We start from the raw sequence: 15,116 nt of genomic DNA, 5'->3' as shown, positions 1-15,116 counted from the left end.
ACGATGACGTCGCGCAACGGTCCGGTGGGGCGGGAGCCCGTCCGGACGGCGGGGGAGCACTCGCCCGGCGACGCCCTCGTCCGCATCCACGACCTCGCCGGCCGTCCGCGCGGTCTCGGTTTCCCCGCCGACCACCGCGGCACCCTGATCACCAGTCACGAGGCCGTCGACGGCCTGCCCCGCCTGGTCCTGCACGCCCCCGGCGACCGCCACCGCGTGGTGGGCGCCGACGCCGTCACCCCGCTGCCCGGACTCGGCCTCGCCCTCGTCCGAGGCGAGGGGCTCGGCACCGCTCCCCTGCCCGTCGCCACGCGGAGCCACGTCGAGAGCGGCACCTACGTGCGGATCGCCGCCGGATGCTGGCGCGAGGCACGCGTCCTGGGCACGACCCCCGTGACGTACACGGCCACCGACCACAGCCATCCCCTCGGCGAGGCGCTGGAGCTCGCCATCGGCACCACCGGCCGCGACGCCCTGCGCCCCGGCGGCGGAGCGGCCGGCGGCCCGGTGCTCGACGCCGCCACCGGCGCCGTGCTCGGCGTCCTCGGCACGGCCCTCAGCTCCGGCGGGCGCGACGTCGGCTTCGCCGTGCCGCTCCGCCCCGTCCCGGGCCCGCTCGCCGAACTGCTCGCCGAGAACGCGGCGACGGTCCCGGCGTACGGCGCCGACCTCAACGTCGCCGGCGTCCTGGAACTCACCGCCACCTCGGTCGCCCAGGACGGTCCGTCGGGCGCCCTCGCCCCCGGTGGCGTGGCGCCGGTGGAGCGGGCGGCCACGACCGCGGAGTTCGCCGCGTTCGAGCACGGCCGGGCCGCGGTGCTCGGCCTCGTCGGACCGCCCGGCAGCGGCCGTACGACGGAACTCGCGGCGCTCGCCGCCCGCCGCCACCGCGCCGGACTGCCCACGCTGTGGCTGCGCGGCGCCGATCTGCGGGGCGAGGACCTCTCCGTCGCCAACGCGGCCCACCGCGCACTCGACCGGGCCGCCCGCATCGTGGCCGCCTCCCGCACCCCGTTCCCGGGCGGCCCCGAAGGCCTCGGCGACACCGGCCCGGGGCGCCTCGCCGCGCTGGCCGGCACCGCGGGCCGCCCCCTGCTGGTCCTGCTCGACGGCCCGGAGGAGATGCCGCCCGCCCTGGCCGACCGCCTCGCCCGGTGGACCGAGGGAACGGCGCGCTGGCTGCGGCGGACGGGCGCGCGGCTGGTGGTGGGGTGCCGCGCGGAGTACTGGGAGAGCGCGGGCGCGCTCCTCCCCGCGGACCTGCTGCACCGAGGTGCAGACGGAGGCGGGCACCAGGGCGGGCACGGCGGGCACGGCGGGCACCAGGACGGAGCCGCCGCCGACGACGGCCTCCCCGCGTGCGTGCGCCTCGGTGACCTGACCGCCGAGGAGGCCATCCGGGCGCGTGCCCGCTACGGCATCCCGGAGGGCTCCCCGGCCGACTCCCGGCACCCGCTGACCCTCCGGCTGCTCGCGGAGGTCCGGGCCGCCCTCGTCGACGCCCCCCAGGCCCCGGACGCCCGCGCCGACCGCCACGACGTCCTCTCCGCCCACCTGGACCTGATGTGCCTGCGGGTGGCCGTGCGCCTCGCCGCCGGGAGCGGGCTGCGCGGCACCGCCGTACGCCGGCTGGCCGCCAGGGTCTCCGGGCAGGTGCACGAGGCCGCCCGGCGCGGTCTCGGCCCCGGGCAGGGCGAACTGGACCGGGAGGCGTTCGAGGCGGTGTTCCCGTGGGGGCCCGCCCCGGCCCGGCTCGGCGGGGTCACCGGCTGGGCCCCCGCCGTGCTCGCCGAGGGCATCCTCGTACCGGCCGGGACCGGCTACCGCTTCGCCCACGAGGAGCTCGCCGACTGGCTCCACGGCACCCACCTCGACCTGGACGCGGCCCTGCGCGCCCTGGTCCACGACCACCGCCCCCACGACCACCGCCCCCACGACCACGAGCACGACCACGTGCACGGTCACGACACCCGCCCCGGCACCGACCGTCTCCCCGTCCCGCACCACCGGATCGGCCCCGTCGTCCAGGCCATGCTGCTGCTCGCCCGGCACCACGGCCCCGGGCCGCTCGCCTCCCGGCTGGCGGACCTGGTGCACGCCCTCGACGCCGACCCCGGCTCCTGGTGGGCCGCCCGGCTGCTCACCGAGACCCTCGCACGCGTGCCCGACGCGACGCCCTACGCCGGGGTGCTCCGGCTGCTGGCCGACCGGGTCGTGGCCTGGCGCCGGCAGCGGCGGAGGACGCCGAGGGAGCTGGGACCGGCCTTCTGGACGGCTCTCCCGCTGCCCCTGGAGACCGGCTTCGAGCTGCTGCGCCGGCTCGTCCACGCCGACGGCCCCCCGGGCGAGACCGGCCCCCGCTTCCTGGATGCCGCCGCCCGCCTGTTCACCGCCGACCCCGTCGCCGTGCTCCCGCACCTCGTGCGGTGGTTCGAGGACGAGCGGCCGCTGCCCGCCACCCCGCACGCGACCGTCGCCACGGCGGCGCAGGCACTGCTGCACACCCACCGGCACCGCGCCCCGGACACCCTCACCGAGGTGCTCGCCGACAGCGCGCACCCGCGGGCCGGGCAACTGCTCACCGCGCTGGCCGAGGAGGACCCCTCGGCGGTGTGCAGGGCCGTCGACCGGTGGGCGCGCGACGAGCGGCCCGCACGCCGGGCGGCGGCCGTGGCGTACGGGCTGCGAGCCGCACCGCACGCCCGTGACGCGGCCGACCGCACCCTGCTGCGGTACGCGGCCCTCGCCCTGCTGGTGCGCACCGCCGACCGGCCCCTGCACGGGGGAGCGCTCGCCCTCCTGGTCCAGGACCCGGGCAGCAGGGACCGCCACCTCCCGCGGGCCCTGGAACACTTCGCGGCCGGCGACCCGCACCTCCCGCCGAGCGCGCTGACCGGCGCCCTCGCCACCCACCCGGAGCCCGTCCTCGAGGCCTTCCGCGCGAGGCTCGCCCACCCGGACGCGTGCGAGACGCTGCACACCCTCGTCGACGCCACCACGCCCGCCCTGGCCCCCCGCGTCGCCGCGCTGCTGCGGACGGCGGTGGAACAGCGGCCGGACCTCGCGGGCGAGCTGGCCGCGTACACGGACCGGCGCCTGGCCCGGGAACCGGCCGGCCGTGCCGGCCACGACGTGCTCCTGCCGTTGCTCACCGGCCTGCTGGAGGGCGGCCCGCAGCCGTTGCGGGCAGCCCTCGCCGGTGTCCTCGCCGAGCCCGGCACCCCCGCCTCCCGGCCCCTGCGCCGCGAACTGCTGGATCCGCTGCTGACCCGCGCACCCGACCCCGCCGTCCTGGCCGCGGTGCTGGACGCCGCGGCCCGCTGCTCCGGCACCACCGCGCGCGAGCTCGTCCACCGCACCGGCCTGCTCCTCGCCCGCACCCCCGACGGCGCCGCCCACTTCGACAGCGGCCTGGTCGACCTGGGGCGGCGGGTGCCGGGTTTCGCCGCCGCCCTGGCCCACTGGCTGGCGGACGCGCCCCAGGAGTGGGCCGCCGTGGTGGGCCCCGGCACCCGCCGGACGATCGAGAACCTGGCGGGCGCAGGCGTCCCCGCCTGACCCGCGGCCGACCGTGCCGGCCGGCGGATCCCGGTCACAGCACCCATGCCGATGCGGGCCGAGGGCGGTCGGCATGGCACCCTTAGACCTGCGCAGAAGAAGTCCACGGACTCGCGGGCTCGACAAGGTTTCGACAAGGAGCAGGCACAGTGCAGCGCTGGCGTGGCTTGGAGGACATCCCCCAGGACTGGGGGCGCAGCGTCGTCACCATCGGCTCCTACGACGGAGTCCATCGCGGACACCAATTGATCATCCGGCATGCCGTGGACCGGGCCCGGGAGCTGGGCCTCCCCGCCGTGCTCGTCACCTTCGACCCGCACCCCAGCGAGGTGGTCCGCCCCGGCAGCCACCCGCCGCTGCTCTCCCCGCACCACCGCCGCGCCGAGCTCGTGGCCGAGCTGGGAGTGGACGCGGTCCTGATCCTCCCGTTCACCACGGAGTTCTCGAAGCTGTCACCGGCCGAGTTCGTGGGGAAGGTCCTGGTCGACAGGCTGCACGCCAAAGCGGTCGTCGAGGGCCCCAACTTCCGCTTCGGCCACCGGGCCGCGGGCACCGTGGAGTTCCTCGCCGAGCAGGGCAAGGTCTACGACTTCGAGGTCGAGGTCGTCGACCTGCACGTCACCGGCGAGGCGGGCGGCGGCGAACCGTTCTCCTCCACGCTCACCCGCCGCCTGATCGCCGAGGGCGACGTCGAGGGCGCCGCCGAGATCCTGGGCCGCCCGCACCGGGTGGAGGGCGTGGTCGTCCGCGGTGCCCAGCGCGGTCGCGAACTCGGCTTCCCCACGGCCAACGTCGAGACGCTCCCGCACACCGCGATCCCCGCCGACGGCGTCTACGCGGGCTGGCTGCACGCCCAGGGCGAGGCCATGCCGGCCGCGATCTCCGTCGGCACCAACCCGCAGTTCGACGGCACCGAGCGCACGGTCGAGGCCTACGCCATCGGCCGCGTCGGCCTGGACCTCTACGGTCTGCACGTCGCCGTCGACTTCCTCGCCTTCGTCCGCGGCCAGGCCAGGTTCGACACCCTGGAGGACCTGATGGAGCAGATGGCCGCGGACGTCAGGCGCTGCACGGACCTGGTGGCCGCCGCCGAGCAGGCGTAGCCCGGGCGGCGCGGCCCTCGGTCAGGCTCCGCCCGCGCGGGCCCAGTGGCAGGCCACCTGGCCGCCCGTCCCGCCGTCTCCGCCGTCTCCGCCGTCGAGGATCTCCAGGTCCTGGGTCCGGCACGCGTCCGCCACGCCCGCCCGGTCCGCCTCGCCGCCGAGCAGGATCTGGCAGCGTGCGTGGAACCGGCAGCCCCCGGGGATCCGGGCCGGGTCCGGGGGCTCGCCGCTGAGGACCACCGGGTCGCCCGGCGCCTCCGGGAGTACCGACAACAGGGCCCGGGTGTAGGGGTGCCGGGGCGCGGTCAGCACCCGCTCCACCGCCCCGGTCTCCACGATCCGGCCGAGGTACATCACCGCGACCCGGTCGGCGATGTTCCAGGCCAGCCCCAGGTCGTGCGTGACCACCAGGGCGGACAGGCCCAGTTCGGCACGGAGCCGGAGCAGCAGCGCCAGGATCTCGCCGCGTACGGAGGCGTCCAGCGAGGCCACCGGCTCGTCGGCGACGAGGAGTTCGGGCTCCAGGACCAGCGCACCCGCGATCACCACCCGCTGACGCTGCCCGCCGGACAACTCGTGCGGGTACCGCAGGAAGAAGCGCTCCGGGGGCCGCAGCCCGGCCCGGGACAGGGCGCCCGCGACCGCCGCCCGCTCGTCGCCCCGGTGACCGTGGACGCGCAGCCCCTCGGCCACCGCGTCGTACACCGTGTGCCGGGGGTTGAGCGAACCGCTCGGGTCCTGCAGAACCAGCTGGGCCCGCTTGCGGTACGCCTTGAGGGAGCGGCCGGAACGGTCCAGCGGCCGCCCGTCGAAGGCGACGCGCCCCGCGGTCGGCTCGACCAGGCCCAGCAGGGCCCGGGCCAGTGTCGTCTTGCCGCAGCCGGACTCACCCACCAGGGCGACGATCTCACCGGGCCGGATGTCGAGATCGACGCCGTCCACCGCGCGGGCGGGCGGGGCGCCGTTCCGGCCGGGGAAGACGACGTGGACACCCCGGGCGCTCAGCAGGGGCGGTGTGCCGGTGAAGTCGGGGGAGCCGGGGACAGCAGCGGGGGAGGCCGTCATGGGGTGGTACGCCTCACTTCCTCCAGGGACCGCGATCCGGGTTCCTGCGGGCCGGCTTCGTGTCCTTCGGTCTCGTGTCCCTCGGGTTCGTGCGCCCGTGTGTCCTCGGAGGCGTCCTCCGCGACCCGTACGCAGGCCGCCCGCCGCCGAGGCCCCGCCGGCCGCAGCACCTGGTCCTCGACCGCACAGGACTCCAGGGCCACCGGGCAGCGCGGATGGAAGGTGCACCCGGCCGGCAGCGCGAACGGGTCCGGCGGATCGCCCGCCAGCCCCCGTGGCGCGAAGCGTGACCCCGGGTCGCCGATCCGGGGGAACGCCGCCGACAGGGCACGGGCGTAGGGGTGCCGGGCGGCCTCGTGGACCTGCCCGGCCGGGCCCTCCTCCACCACCCGGCCCGCGTACATCACCGCGAGCCGGTCGCAGGTGTCGGCGAGAACCGCCAGATCATGGCTGATCATGATCAGGCCCACGTCCTGGTCCGCGACCAGCCGCTCGATGAGCCGCAGGATCTGCGCCTGGATCATCACGTCGAGCGCGGTGGTCGGTTCGTCCGCGATGATCAGCCGCGGATCGCAGGCCAGTGCCATCGCGATCATGACGCGCTGGCGCTGCCCACCGGACAGCTCGTGCGGGTAGTCCGTCGCGCGGGCGGCCGGGAGACCGACGTGCTCCAGCAGCTCACCGGCCTTCCTCCGCGCCCCGGCCGGGGTCGCCCTGCGGTGCAGCAGGACCGGCTCGGCGATCTGGTCGCCGATGCGGTGGACGGGGTTGAGGGAGTGCATCGCGCCCTGGAACACGATCGAGGCCCCGGCCCAGCGGACCGCCCGCACCCGGCCCCACTTCATGGCCAGGACGTCCTCGCCGTCCAGCAGGACCTCCCCACCGGTCCGCGTCCCGGCCGGCAGCAGCCGCAGCAGCGCGAGCGCGAGCGTGGACTTGCCGCAGCCCGACTCCCCGGCGACGCCCAGCTTCTGGCCGGCCTCCAGACGCAGGTCCACCCCGCGCACCGCGGCGGCCCCGCCCGCGTACGTCACCGTCAGATCCCTGACGTCGAGCAGGCTCAACGGGACACCCCCAGCCTGGGGTTGAGGACGGACTCCACGGCCCGCCCGCAGAGTGTGAAGGCCAGCGCCACCACGGCGATGGCGATGCCCGGCGGCACCAGGTACCACCAGCGGCCGGCGCTGACCGCGCCCGCCTCCCGCGCGTCCTGCAGCAACCCGCCCCACGACACCACCGTCGGATCACCGAGCCCCAGGAACGCCAGGGTCGCCTCGGCGAGGATCGCCGCGGAGATGATCAGGGTCGTCTGGGCCAGCACCAGCGGCATCACATTGGGCAGCACATGGCGCGACATCACATGCCAGTGCCCACCGCCCAGCGCCCGCGCGCGTTCGATGTACGGCCGGGTCTCCACCGCCAGGGTCTGCGCGCGCACCAGCCTGGCCGTCGTCGGCCAGGTCGTCACCCCGATCGCCACCACGACGGTGACCAGCGAACGGGACATCACGGTGGCCAGCGCGATCGCCAGCACCAGGGTGGGCATCACCAGGAACCAGTCGGTGACGCGCATCATCACCGTCGCGTACCAGCCCCGGAAATGCCCCGCCGTCACGCCGATCAGGGTGCCGATCGCCACCGACAGCACGGCGGCGAGCAGCCCCACCAGCAGGGACACCCGCGCCCCCCAGATGACCAGACCGAGCAGGTTCCGCCCGAACTGGTCCGTGCCGAAGGGGAACTCCCTGCTCGGGCTCTCCATCGGGCTGCCCGGAGCGTCCGTCACGTTGTCCACGTCGGAGCCGACCAGCAGGGGAGCGGCCAGCGCGAGCAGGGCGAAGAGCAGGAGCGCCGCCAGACCGAGGACACCGGCCCGGTGGGTGCGGTACTGCCGCCAGAAACGTACGGCCGAGTCCCGGCGTCGCCGCCACGCGAGCGCGCGCGGGCCCGTGGCCGCCGGTCCGCCGCCCGCCGAGGCCGTGGCCGTGGCGGCCGCAAGTGTGCCCGGGGCCGGGGCCGGGGGCGTCCCGTCGTCGGCCGTGGTGCTTCGGGCGGCCGGTTTCCCTGTCGTGCCGTTGTCGGTCGTCATCGGCCCACCCGGGGGTCGAGCAGCGGATAGATCAGATCGGCCAGCGTGTTCATCACGATCACCGCGGCGGCGAACACGAAGAACAGCCCCTGCACCAGCGGCAGATCGGGCACGCTCAGCGCCTGGTAGAACAGTCCGCCGAGCCCCGGCCAGGAGAACACCGTCTCCACCAGGATCACCCCGGCCACCGTCCGGCCGAGGTTGATGAAGATCAGCGTCACCGTCGGCAGCAGCGCGTTGGGCACCGCGTGCCTGCGCCGTACGAGGTCGTCGCGCAGCCCCTTGGCACGCGCGGTGGTCAGATAGTCGCTGCCCATCTCGTCCAGCAGCGCCGACCGGGTCACCAGCAGCGTCTGCCCGTACTCCACCGCGACCAGCGTCAGCACCGGCAGCACCAGATGGTGCGCCACGTCCAGGACCCGGGCGAAGCCCTCCGCGCCGCCCGACTCCATGCCGCCGGTGGGGAACAGGCCCGGAACCGGGCCGACGCCCACCGACAGCGTGATGATCAGCAGCAGCCCGAGCCAGAAGGACGGGATGGAGTACAGCGTCAGAGCCAGCCCCGTGTGGACCCGGTCCCCGAGCCGTCCGTGCCGCCACGCCGACCGGGTGCCGAGCACGATGCCGAGCGCCGTGTAGAGGACGAAGGCGGTACCGGTGAGCAGCAGCGTGTTCGGCAACGCCTCGGTGATCTTGTCGATCACCGGTGCGTTGAACTGGTACGACGTTCCCAGATCCCCGGTGAGCGCCTTGCCGCAGTAGTCGGTGAACTGCTGCCACAACGGCAGGTCCAGCCCGAACTCACGTCGGTAGGAGGACAATTGATCGGCCGAGACCTGGCGGCCGCCGGTCATGAACTTCACCGGGTCGCCCGGGATCAGCCGGAAGAGGAAGAAACTGGTGACGAGGACGGCCAGCAGGGACACGGCCGCGCCGGCCACCTTTCCCGCCACGTACCGCAGATACGCGGTGGTGGTGCGGGCGCGCGGCTCCCGGGCCGCCGGTCCGTCCTTCGCCGGACCGGCGGCCTGTGTGCCCTCGACCGGAGCGGATGTCGCGTCGGCGGTCATGGGTACCCGTCGCCCGCCCTACTCGCGGTCCTCGGCGGTGGCCCGCCGCCGCATCGCCACGAACACCCCCAGCCCGACGAGGACCACGGCACCCGCGGCGATCCCGACGACCACCCCCGTCGACGACCCGCTTTCGGATGCCTCACCGGAGTTCGCCGGCACCGCGGACCACCAACTCCAGTAGCCGTCCTGGCCGTAGAGGTTGCCGGCCTTCTTCGGCATCGTGGTGATCGACTCGATCTGGTCGGTGCGGTACGCCTCGACCGCGTTCGGATACGCCATGACGTTCATGTACCCGAGGTCGTACAGCCGTGACTCCATCTGCTGGACGATGTTCGCCCGTTCGGCGGGGTCGTACTCGGCCAACTGCCGCGCGTACAGCTCGTCGTACTTCTTGTCGCAGATGAAGTTGTCGGTCGCGCCGGTGTCCTTCGGGGTCGCCGGAAGCGCCCCGCAGGTGTGGATCGACAGGACGAAGTCGGGGTCGGGGTTGACCGACCAGCCGTCGAAGGCCAGGTCGTATTCGCCGGCGAGCCAGGGATCGGTCACGTTGTCCAGACAGCTGAGCGTGATCCCGATGCCGAGGTCGCCCCACCACTCCTCGAGGTACTTGCCGACGGCCTTGTCGTTCGGGTCGGTGGCGTGGCACAGGACCCGGTACTTCAGCGGCTTGCCGTCCTTGCCGACCCGCTTGCCGTCACCGTTCTTCTCGTAGCCCGCCTGATCGAGCAGCCGGGCCGCCTCCGCCGGGTCGTACGTCAGCTCCTGGTCGGCCGACGGCTCCCAGAAGTACTGCCCGTACCGCGGCGGGATGTAGCCCGCGCCCACCTTCGCGTGGCCCCGGAACACCTTGTCGACGATGGTCTTCCGGTCCACCGCCCGGAACAGCGCGTTGCGGACCCGCCGGTCCAGCAGCGAAGGGTGCCCGTCCCCCATCTTCTCGCCGTTCTTCGCCTTCGCGCCCGGATTGGTGGCGAGGGCGTAGAAGCGGCGGCCGGGCGCGTCGTTGACCTTGATGTTCTCCTCGTTCCGGAGTGAGTCCGCCTGCGCCGGCGTCAGGGACGGCGACCCGGCGACGAACGACACCTCGCCCTTGCGCAGCGCGGACACCGCCGCGTCCTGGTCCTTGTAGTACCGGAAGAGCAGCTCGTCGAACTTCGGCGCCCCGCGCCAGAAGTCCTTGTTGGGCACCAGCCGCACATAGCTGTCGGGCTTGTAGCCGGTGAGGACGAACGGCCCGTTGCCGACGATCGGGAAGTCCTTGTCGTTGTTGAACTTCGAGAAGTCGTCGACCTTCTCCCACACGTGCCGGGGCACGATCGGCACGTCCAGCGCCGTCATGGTGGCCTGCGGCTTCTTCAGCCGGACGACCAGCTCGGTCGGGCTCGGCGCGGTGACCTCCTCGAAGTTGGCGACGAAACTGCCGTTGGCCGTGGCCGCGCCCTCGTCGGTCATCATCGTGTTGAACGTCCACGCCGCGTCCTCGGCGGTCGCCTGCCGCCCGTCCGACCACTTCGAGTCGGAGCGGATGGTGTACGTCCAGGTCAACTTGTCCGGGGACGACTTCCACTCGGTGGCCAGGCCCGGGACGACCCGGTTGTCCTCGGGGTCGTAGTTGGTCAGGTACTCGTAGGTGAGCCGGTGAATGCTCGTACTGAGCAGCCGCACCGCGAGGAACGGGCTGAGCGAGTCGACGCTCTGCGCCACCGCGACGGTCAGCGTCTGCTTCCCGCCGTCGGCCGCCTGTGCCTGCCGCGGCGCCGGGGCGAGCGGGGTCGCGAGCCCGGCGGTGAGGGCGAGCGCGGCCGCACCGGCCGCCGTGGCGAGCCGGACCCGACGCGGAACGCCGCTCCCGGTCCACGGTCCGGTCCGTGGTCCGGTCCGTGCTCCGGTGACCGGGCGTCCGGTCTCGTGCTGACCTCTGTACTGATCGTTCGTGTCCATAGGGTCGCTGACCTCGCGTCATCACTCGCACGGGTAGGACGGGCTGATCAGGTGAGTGGTGAGTGTCTATCAGCGGTATCCGGCGGGCGTCAACGGCGCGCGCACCCCATGTGGCCTGCGGAAACAACGAATCGGCGAGCACTGTGCGCCCATTGGTCGAGACCACTGAAACGCTCCTGGCCAGCGCCTGGCGCTGTGCCGCACCCCGGATGCGGGAGAACCCGCATCCGTGTGTGAAGGGTGCGGGCCGGAAACGGGATCGGCCCCTCGAAAGGGGCCGATCGGGTGAAATTCCCTACTGCTGTGGAGGCGGTGCCTGCGGGGGAGGCGCCTGCGGAGGCGGTGCCTGCCCCCCGCCGTGCTGGTCCGGGTGGCCGGGCGGGCCCGGGTACGGATAGCCGTAGCCGGGCTGGGGGTACGGCTGGCCGGGAGCGGCCTGCGGGTACGCCGGGCCGGGCGGTGCGGGGGGCTGGGGGTGGGGCCGGCCCTGCTGCGGGTGGGGCTGACCGGGTTGACCGGAGGGGGCGTACGGCTGGCCGGGCTGCGGCTGCTGGGGGTACGGGCCCGGCTGCCCGGGGTACGGCCGGCCCGGCATGTGCTGACCCGGGGCGTACTGTCCCGGGACGTACTGCCCCGGCAGGGGCGGGGCGGCGACCGGCGGCGGGTTTCCGTCGGAGGTCCACAGGCCGTGCGACTGCTGGTGCCGGACGAAGTCCTCGGCGACCAGCGACGCGAGGTTGAAGTACGCCTCCCGCACCTTCGGCCGCATCATGTCGAGATCGACCTCCGCACCGGCGGCCAGATGCTCGTCGAACGGCACGACGATCACGCCCCGGCAGCGGGTCTGGAAGTGCGACACGATGTCGTCGACCTTGATCATCTTGCCGGTCTCGCGCACACCCGAGATGACCGTGAGCGACCGCGAGACGAGATCCGCGTACCCGTGGGCCGACAGCCAGTCCAGCGTCGTGCTGGCGCTGCTCGCACCGTCCACGGACGGCGTCGAGATGATGATGAGCTGATCGGCCAGGTCCAGCACCCCGCGCATGGCGCTGTAGAGCAGACCCGTACCGGAGTCGGTGAGGATGATCGGGTACTGCTTGCCCAGCACGTCGATGGCCCGCCGGTAGTCCTCGTCGTTGAAGGTCGTCGAGACGGCGGGGTCGACGTCGTTGGCGATGATCTCCAGGCCGGAGGGGGCCTGGGAGGTGAACCGCCGGATGTCCATGTACGAGTTGAGGTGGGGGATCGCCTGCACCAGGTCACGGATGGTGGCCCCGGTCTCCCGCCGCACCCGGCGGCCGAGCGTGCCGGCGTCGGGGTTGGCGTCGATCGCGAGGATCTTGTCCTGCCGCTCGCTGGCGAGGGTGGCGCCGAGCGCGGTGGTCGTGGTCGTCTTGCCGACACCGCCCTTGAGACTGATCACGGCGATCCGGTAGCAGGACAGCACCGGCGTACGGATCAGCTCCAACTTCCGCTGGCGCTCGGCCTCCTCCTTCTTCCCGCCCAGTTTGAAACGCGACCCGCCCGCAGCCGGCCGACTGCTCTTCGCCTTCTGCTTCTTGCTGTTGAGCAGCCGGTCCGAGGACAGCTCCACGGCCGCGGTGTAACCGAGCGGCGCGGCACCGGGGTTGGTCTGCTGCCGCTGGTCGTGCTGGATCGGCTGCGGCCAGGCGGCCCCGATGCGGGGATCGACGGGCGGCTGCGGCGGCTGCGGCGGCTGACCGGCGTGCGGGGGCTGGGGCTGGGGCTGCTGGAGGGGGAAACCCTGCTGGGCGGCCTGCGGTTGCTGAGCCTGCTGGGGCTGCGCCTGCGGCGGTACGGGCTGCTGCGGAGGCGCCTGCTGCGCGGGCGGTTGCTGCGGGAAGCCGTAACCGCCCGGCTGGGCCGGGGGAGTCGGGGCGGCCGGCGCGGGACCGGCGGGCGGGAACCCGTAGCCGATGGGAGCGCCGGGACCGGGAACACCTGACTGGGGGAAACCGTATCCGGCCTGCGGAGCGTGCGGGGCCGGTGCCGGGTGCTGCGGTGGCGTCGGCCCGTCCGGTGCGTTCCAGGCGGCGGGCGCGGGCTGCGGTGCCTGCGGCTGGAACGGCGGCTGGAACGGCGGCTGCCCCACGGGCGCTTCCGCGCCCGTGGGCTGTGCCGGAGCCGCCGTAGGGGCCTGCGGCGGCTGTGCGGGCCACTGACTCGCCGGTGCCGGGGCGGCGGGGTACGCCGGGGGCGGCGCCACCGGCGGCGCCGGGGGAGTCCAGGCGGCCGGGGCCGGAGGGTCGGAGGGTGCCGGGACGGCATCCTGAGGCGCGCTGTCTGTGCTGTCTGCGCTGTCTGAGGTTTCCGGGCCGTCGTCCGCACCGTCGGAACCGGCCACGCCGCCCTCCGGCGCGTCCGCCTCGGCCTCGGCCTCGAGGACAGCGTCTTCGGAGCCCTCGGCATCGCCCGCGTCGTCCTGACCACCCTCCATGGACGGTTCGGAGGCGTCGGCGACGGCGATGTCCTGGTCCTCAAGACCGTCGGCGGCCTCGGCGGCCTCGACGTCATCGGTCCCGTTCGGAGCCTCGGCCGACTCCGGCCGCGCGTCCGGCTTCGGGGACGCCTCCGCCTCCGCCTCGGGGGCGGTCTCGGGCTCGGGGATCTCCCGCTTCAGGGCGGCGGGGGAGAACCGGATGGTGGCACCGCTCTCGAGGTCGCCGTTACCCGAGCCGGGCTCCGGCTCGGGCGCGGACGGGGGAGCGGGCACGGGCGCCTCGCCCCGCTCGTCCCCCGCCGAAGGCTGCTGCGGCTCGAACCCGCTCCCCGCCGGAAGCCTGGGCACGGCGACCGGCCCCCCGGTCGGCGGAGCGGGCGGGGTGAAAGGCGCTCCCGGAGCGGGCGTCGGAATCGACGAAGCCCTCTCGGCACCCACCGCGTGCGGCGGCGGGGCCACCCCGGGCAACGGCGGAACGGCTCCGCTCGTCCCCGACGCGGGAGCAGACGAAGAAGATGAGGGAGACGAAGGAGATGAAGGAGATGAAGGGGGAGAAGGGGGCGAAGAATCGGCCCCCTTCCAGGAGTTCCCCGACCTCGACCCCTCCGAAGCGTTCTGCGTGTACCAGGCCGGCGGCGCGTAGTCGATGGTGAACTCGCCCGTCGCCTCGACGGCGGACTCCGCGTCGGGCTGGTCATCGCCGGGTGTGGCCCAGCCCCCGCGCGTCCCGTCCCGATCGCTGCTCACAGTTCCTCCTGGTGTGGTCGAACACCCTCACGCCGTGCTGAGGCGACCATTTCTCGTCATCCAGACTTGTCCGAGGGCGTTTCGGGGGACGCTGCGACTTCGTCCGATCACGGTCGTCCGACCCACCGGCCCCCTGGGCACCGACGTCCGGTCCACGGGTTCTGGCATCGCGCCCGGTCCCAGCCTAATCGCCATCACCGACACACCGGCAGGCCCGTCCTGTGAACAGGTTGCACAGCGGCCGTGTCTTCAGTCCATCCGCCGCGGCGTACCCAGCAACCCGATCTCAGCGTCCGTCGGTTGAGTCATCACGTACTGCCGATCACGGTCGGCGCACCAGAGGGTGACGCCGTCCGCGAGGGTCGGCAGCGCCTCCACGTCATCCCGGGGCAAGCCCATCGAGCGGCCCAACTCACCGGCCTCGTCCGGCGACACCCGCTGCACGCCCACGAGACGCGCCTGCCGGATCAGCCGGGGCGCGACGGGACTGAGATAGGGCAGAAGCGTCAGCACCGACCTCCAGGGCCCGGAGACCACGCGTCCCCGCGGCGGACGCATGCCGCAGTCGCGCACCACCAGCACCGGCGTACCGGCCGAGGCGCCCAGCGGGGGGACCCGCCCCACGTCGTAGACCGCGAGCCCGTTCTGACCGCCGCCCATGGCGTGGACCATCTGCGTCCACGCCTGCGCCCGCCCGGTCTCCACGGCCACCCGCGCACCGGTCGCCGCGGCCCGCAGCGCGAACACCTGGGCCGTCCACAGACCGCCGATGAGCACGACCTCGTACGGTGTGGGCCGGTTCAGTCCCAGCACCGCCGACTGCCCCTCGGCGTCCACCCCGATGACGACGCCGTCGTCCCCGATGGGCAGCGACAGCGCGTCCATGTCCTCCGCGGACAGGGTGTGGTGGCCGTGGCGTGGACCGAGCAGGCCGAAACCGGCGTGCAGCAGGCCGCGTGCCCGCCGGGCGGCCGAGGGCCGTGCACCGCTCGGTGCGGCCGAGGCTCCCGGCGCAGCGGGCCCGTCCGGCCCGCCCGGACCCTCCGGCCCGTCAGTGGTCCGTGTCGTCATGGCGG

General features: G+C 74.1%; 9 protein-coding genes. 2 read left to right on the top strand and 7 right to left on the bottom strand.

All coding sequences use genetic code 11. The features are described 5' to 3' along the window. The first annotated feature begins 3 nt into the window (after positions 1-3). Positions 4-3,558, top strand: coding sequence for a serine protease (locus tag ACWEQO_RS29745; RefSeq protein WP_452985887.1), 3,555 nt, complete (start codon positions 4-6; stop codon positions 3,556-3,558). A gap of 149 nt (positions 3,559-3,707) precedes the next feature. Beyond that, positions 3,708-4,661 carry a bifunctional riboflavin kinase/FAD synthetase gene (locus ACWEQO_RS29740; RefSeq protein WP_361459931.1) on the top strand — a complete coding sequence of 318 codons (954 nt, stop codon included), beginning with the start codon at positions 3,708-3,710 and terminating at the stop codon, positions 4,659-4,661. 21 nt (positions 4,662-4,682) lie between these two features. On the opposite strand, the gene ACWEQO_RS29735 is transcribed toward ACWEQO_RS29740, so the two are convergent. The 7 genes from ACWEQO_RS29735 to ACWEQO_RS29705 form a co-directional block, all read right to left on the bottom strand. After that, complete coding sequence (locus ACWEQO_RS29735; protein WP_452985886.1) at positions 4,683-5,726, bottom strand: ABC transporter ATP-binding protein; 1,044 nt, start codon at positions 5,724-5,726, stop codon at positions 4,683-4,685. Further along, a complete protein-coding gene (locus ACWEQO_RS29730; RefSeq protein WP_452985885.1) occupies positions 5,723-6,790 on the bottom strand; it encodes an ABC transporter ATP-binding protein in 1,068 nt (355 codons plus the stop codon). The genes ACWEQO_RS29735 and ACWEQO_RS29730 overlap by 4 nt, the downstream gene beginning before the upstream one ends. Then, positions 6,787-7,815, bottom strand: coding sequence for an ABC transporter permease (locus ACWEQO_RS29725; protein WP_452985884.1), 1,029 nt, complete (start codon positions 7,813-7,815; stop codon positions 6,787-6,789). The genes ACWEQO_RS29730 and ACWEQO_RS29725 overlap by 4 nt, the downstream gene beginning before the upstream one ends. Then, on the bottom strand, positions 7,812-8,885 hold the full coding sequence (locus ACWEQO_RS29720; RefSeq protein ID WP_361459935.1) for an ABC transporter permease: 1,074 nt from the start codon (positions 8,883-8,885) through the stop codon (positions 7,812-7,814). The genes ACWEQO_RS29725 and ACWEQO_RS29720 overlap by 4 nt, the downstream gene beginning before the upstream one ends. Positions 8,886-8,903: 18 nt before the next feature. Beyond that, entirely contained in the window at positions 8,904-10,829 is a 1,926-nt protein-coding gene (locus tag ACWEQO_RS29715) for an ABC transporter substrate-binding protein (RefSeq protein ID WP_452985883.1), read from the bottom strand. A 295-nt stretch (positions 10,830-11,124) separates the two neighbouring features. Continuing rightward, the gene (locus ACWEQO_RS29710; protein WP_452985882.1) at positions 11,125-14,040 is read right to left on the bottom strand and encodes an SCO5717 family growth-regulating ATPase; all 2,916 of its coding nucleotides are present in this window, start codon (positions 14,038-14,040) and stop codon (positions 11,125-11,127) included. A gap of 249 nt (positions 14,041-14,289) precedes the next feature. Then, on the bottom strand, positions 14,290-15,111 hold the full coding sequence (locus tag ACWEQO_RS29705; RefSeq protein ID WP_452985881.1) for a hypothetical protein: 822 nt from the start codon (positions 15,109-15,111) through the stop codon (positions 14,290-14,292). Between the last annotated feature and the right edge of the window lie 5 nt (positions 15,112-15,116).

It is taken from the genome of Streptomyces sp. NPDC004051 (assembly GCF_053604275.1).
Note: the sequence above shows the minus strand (reverse complement) of the source record. Positions and strands in the feature narration are given on the sequence as shown.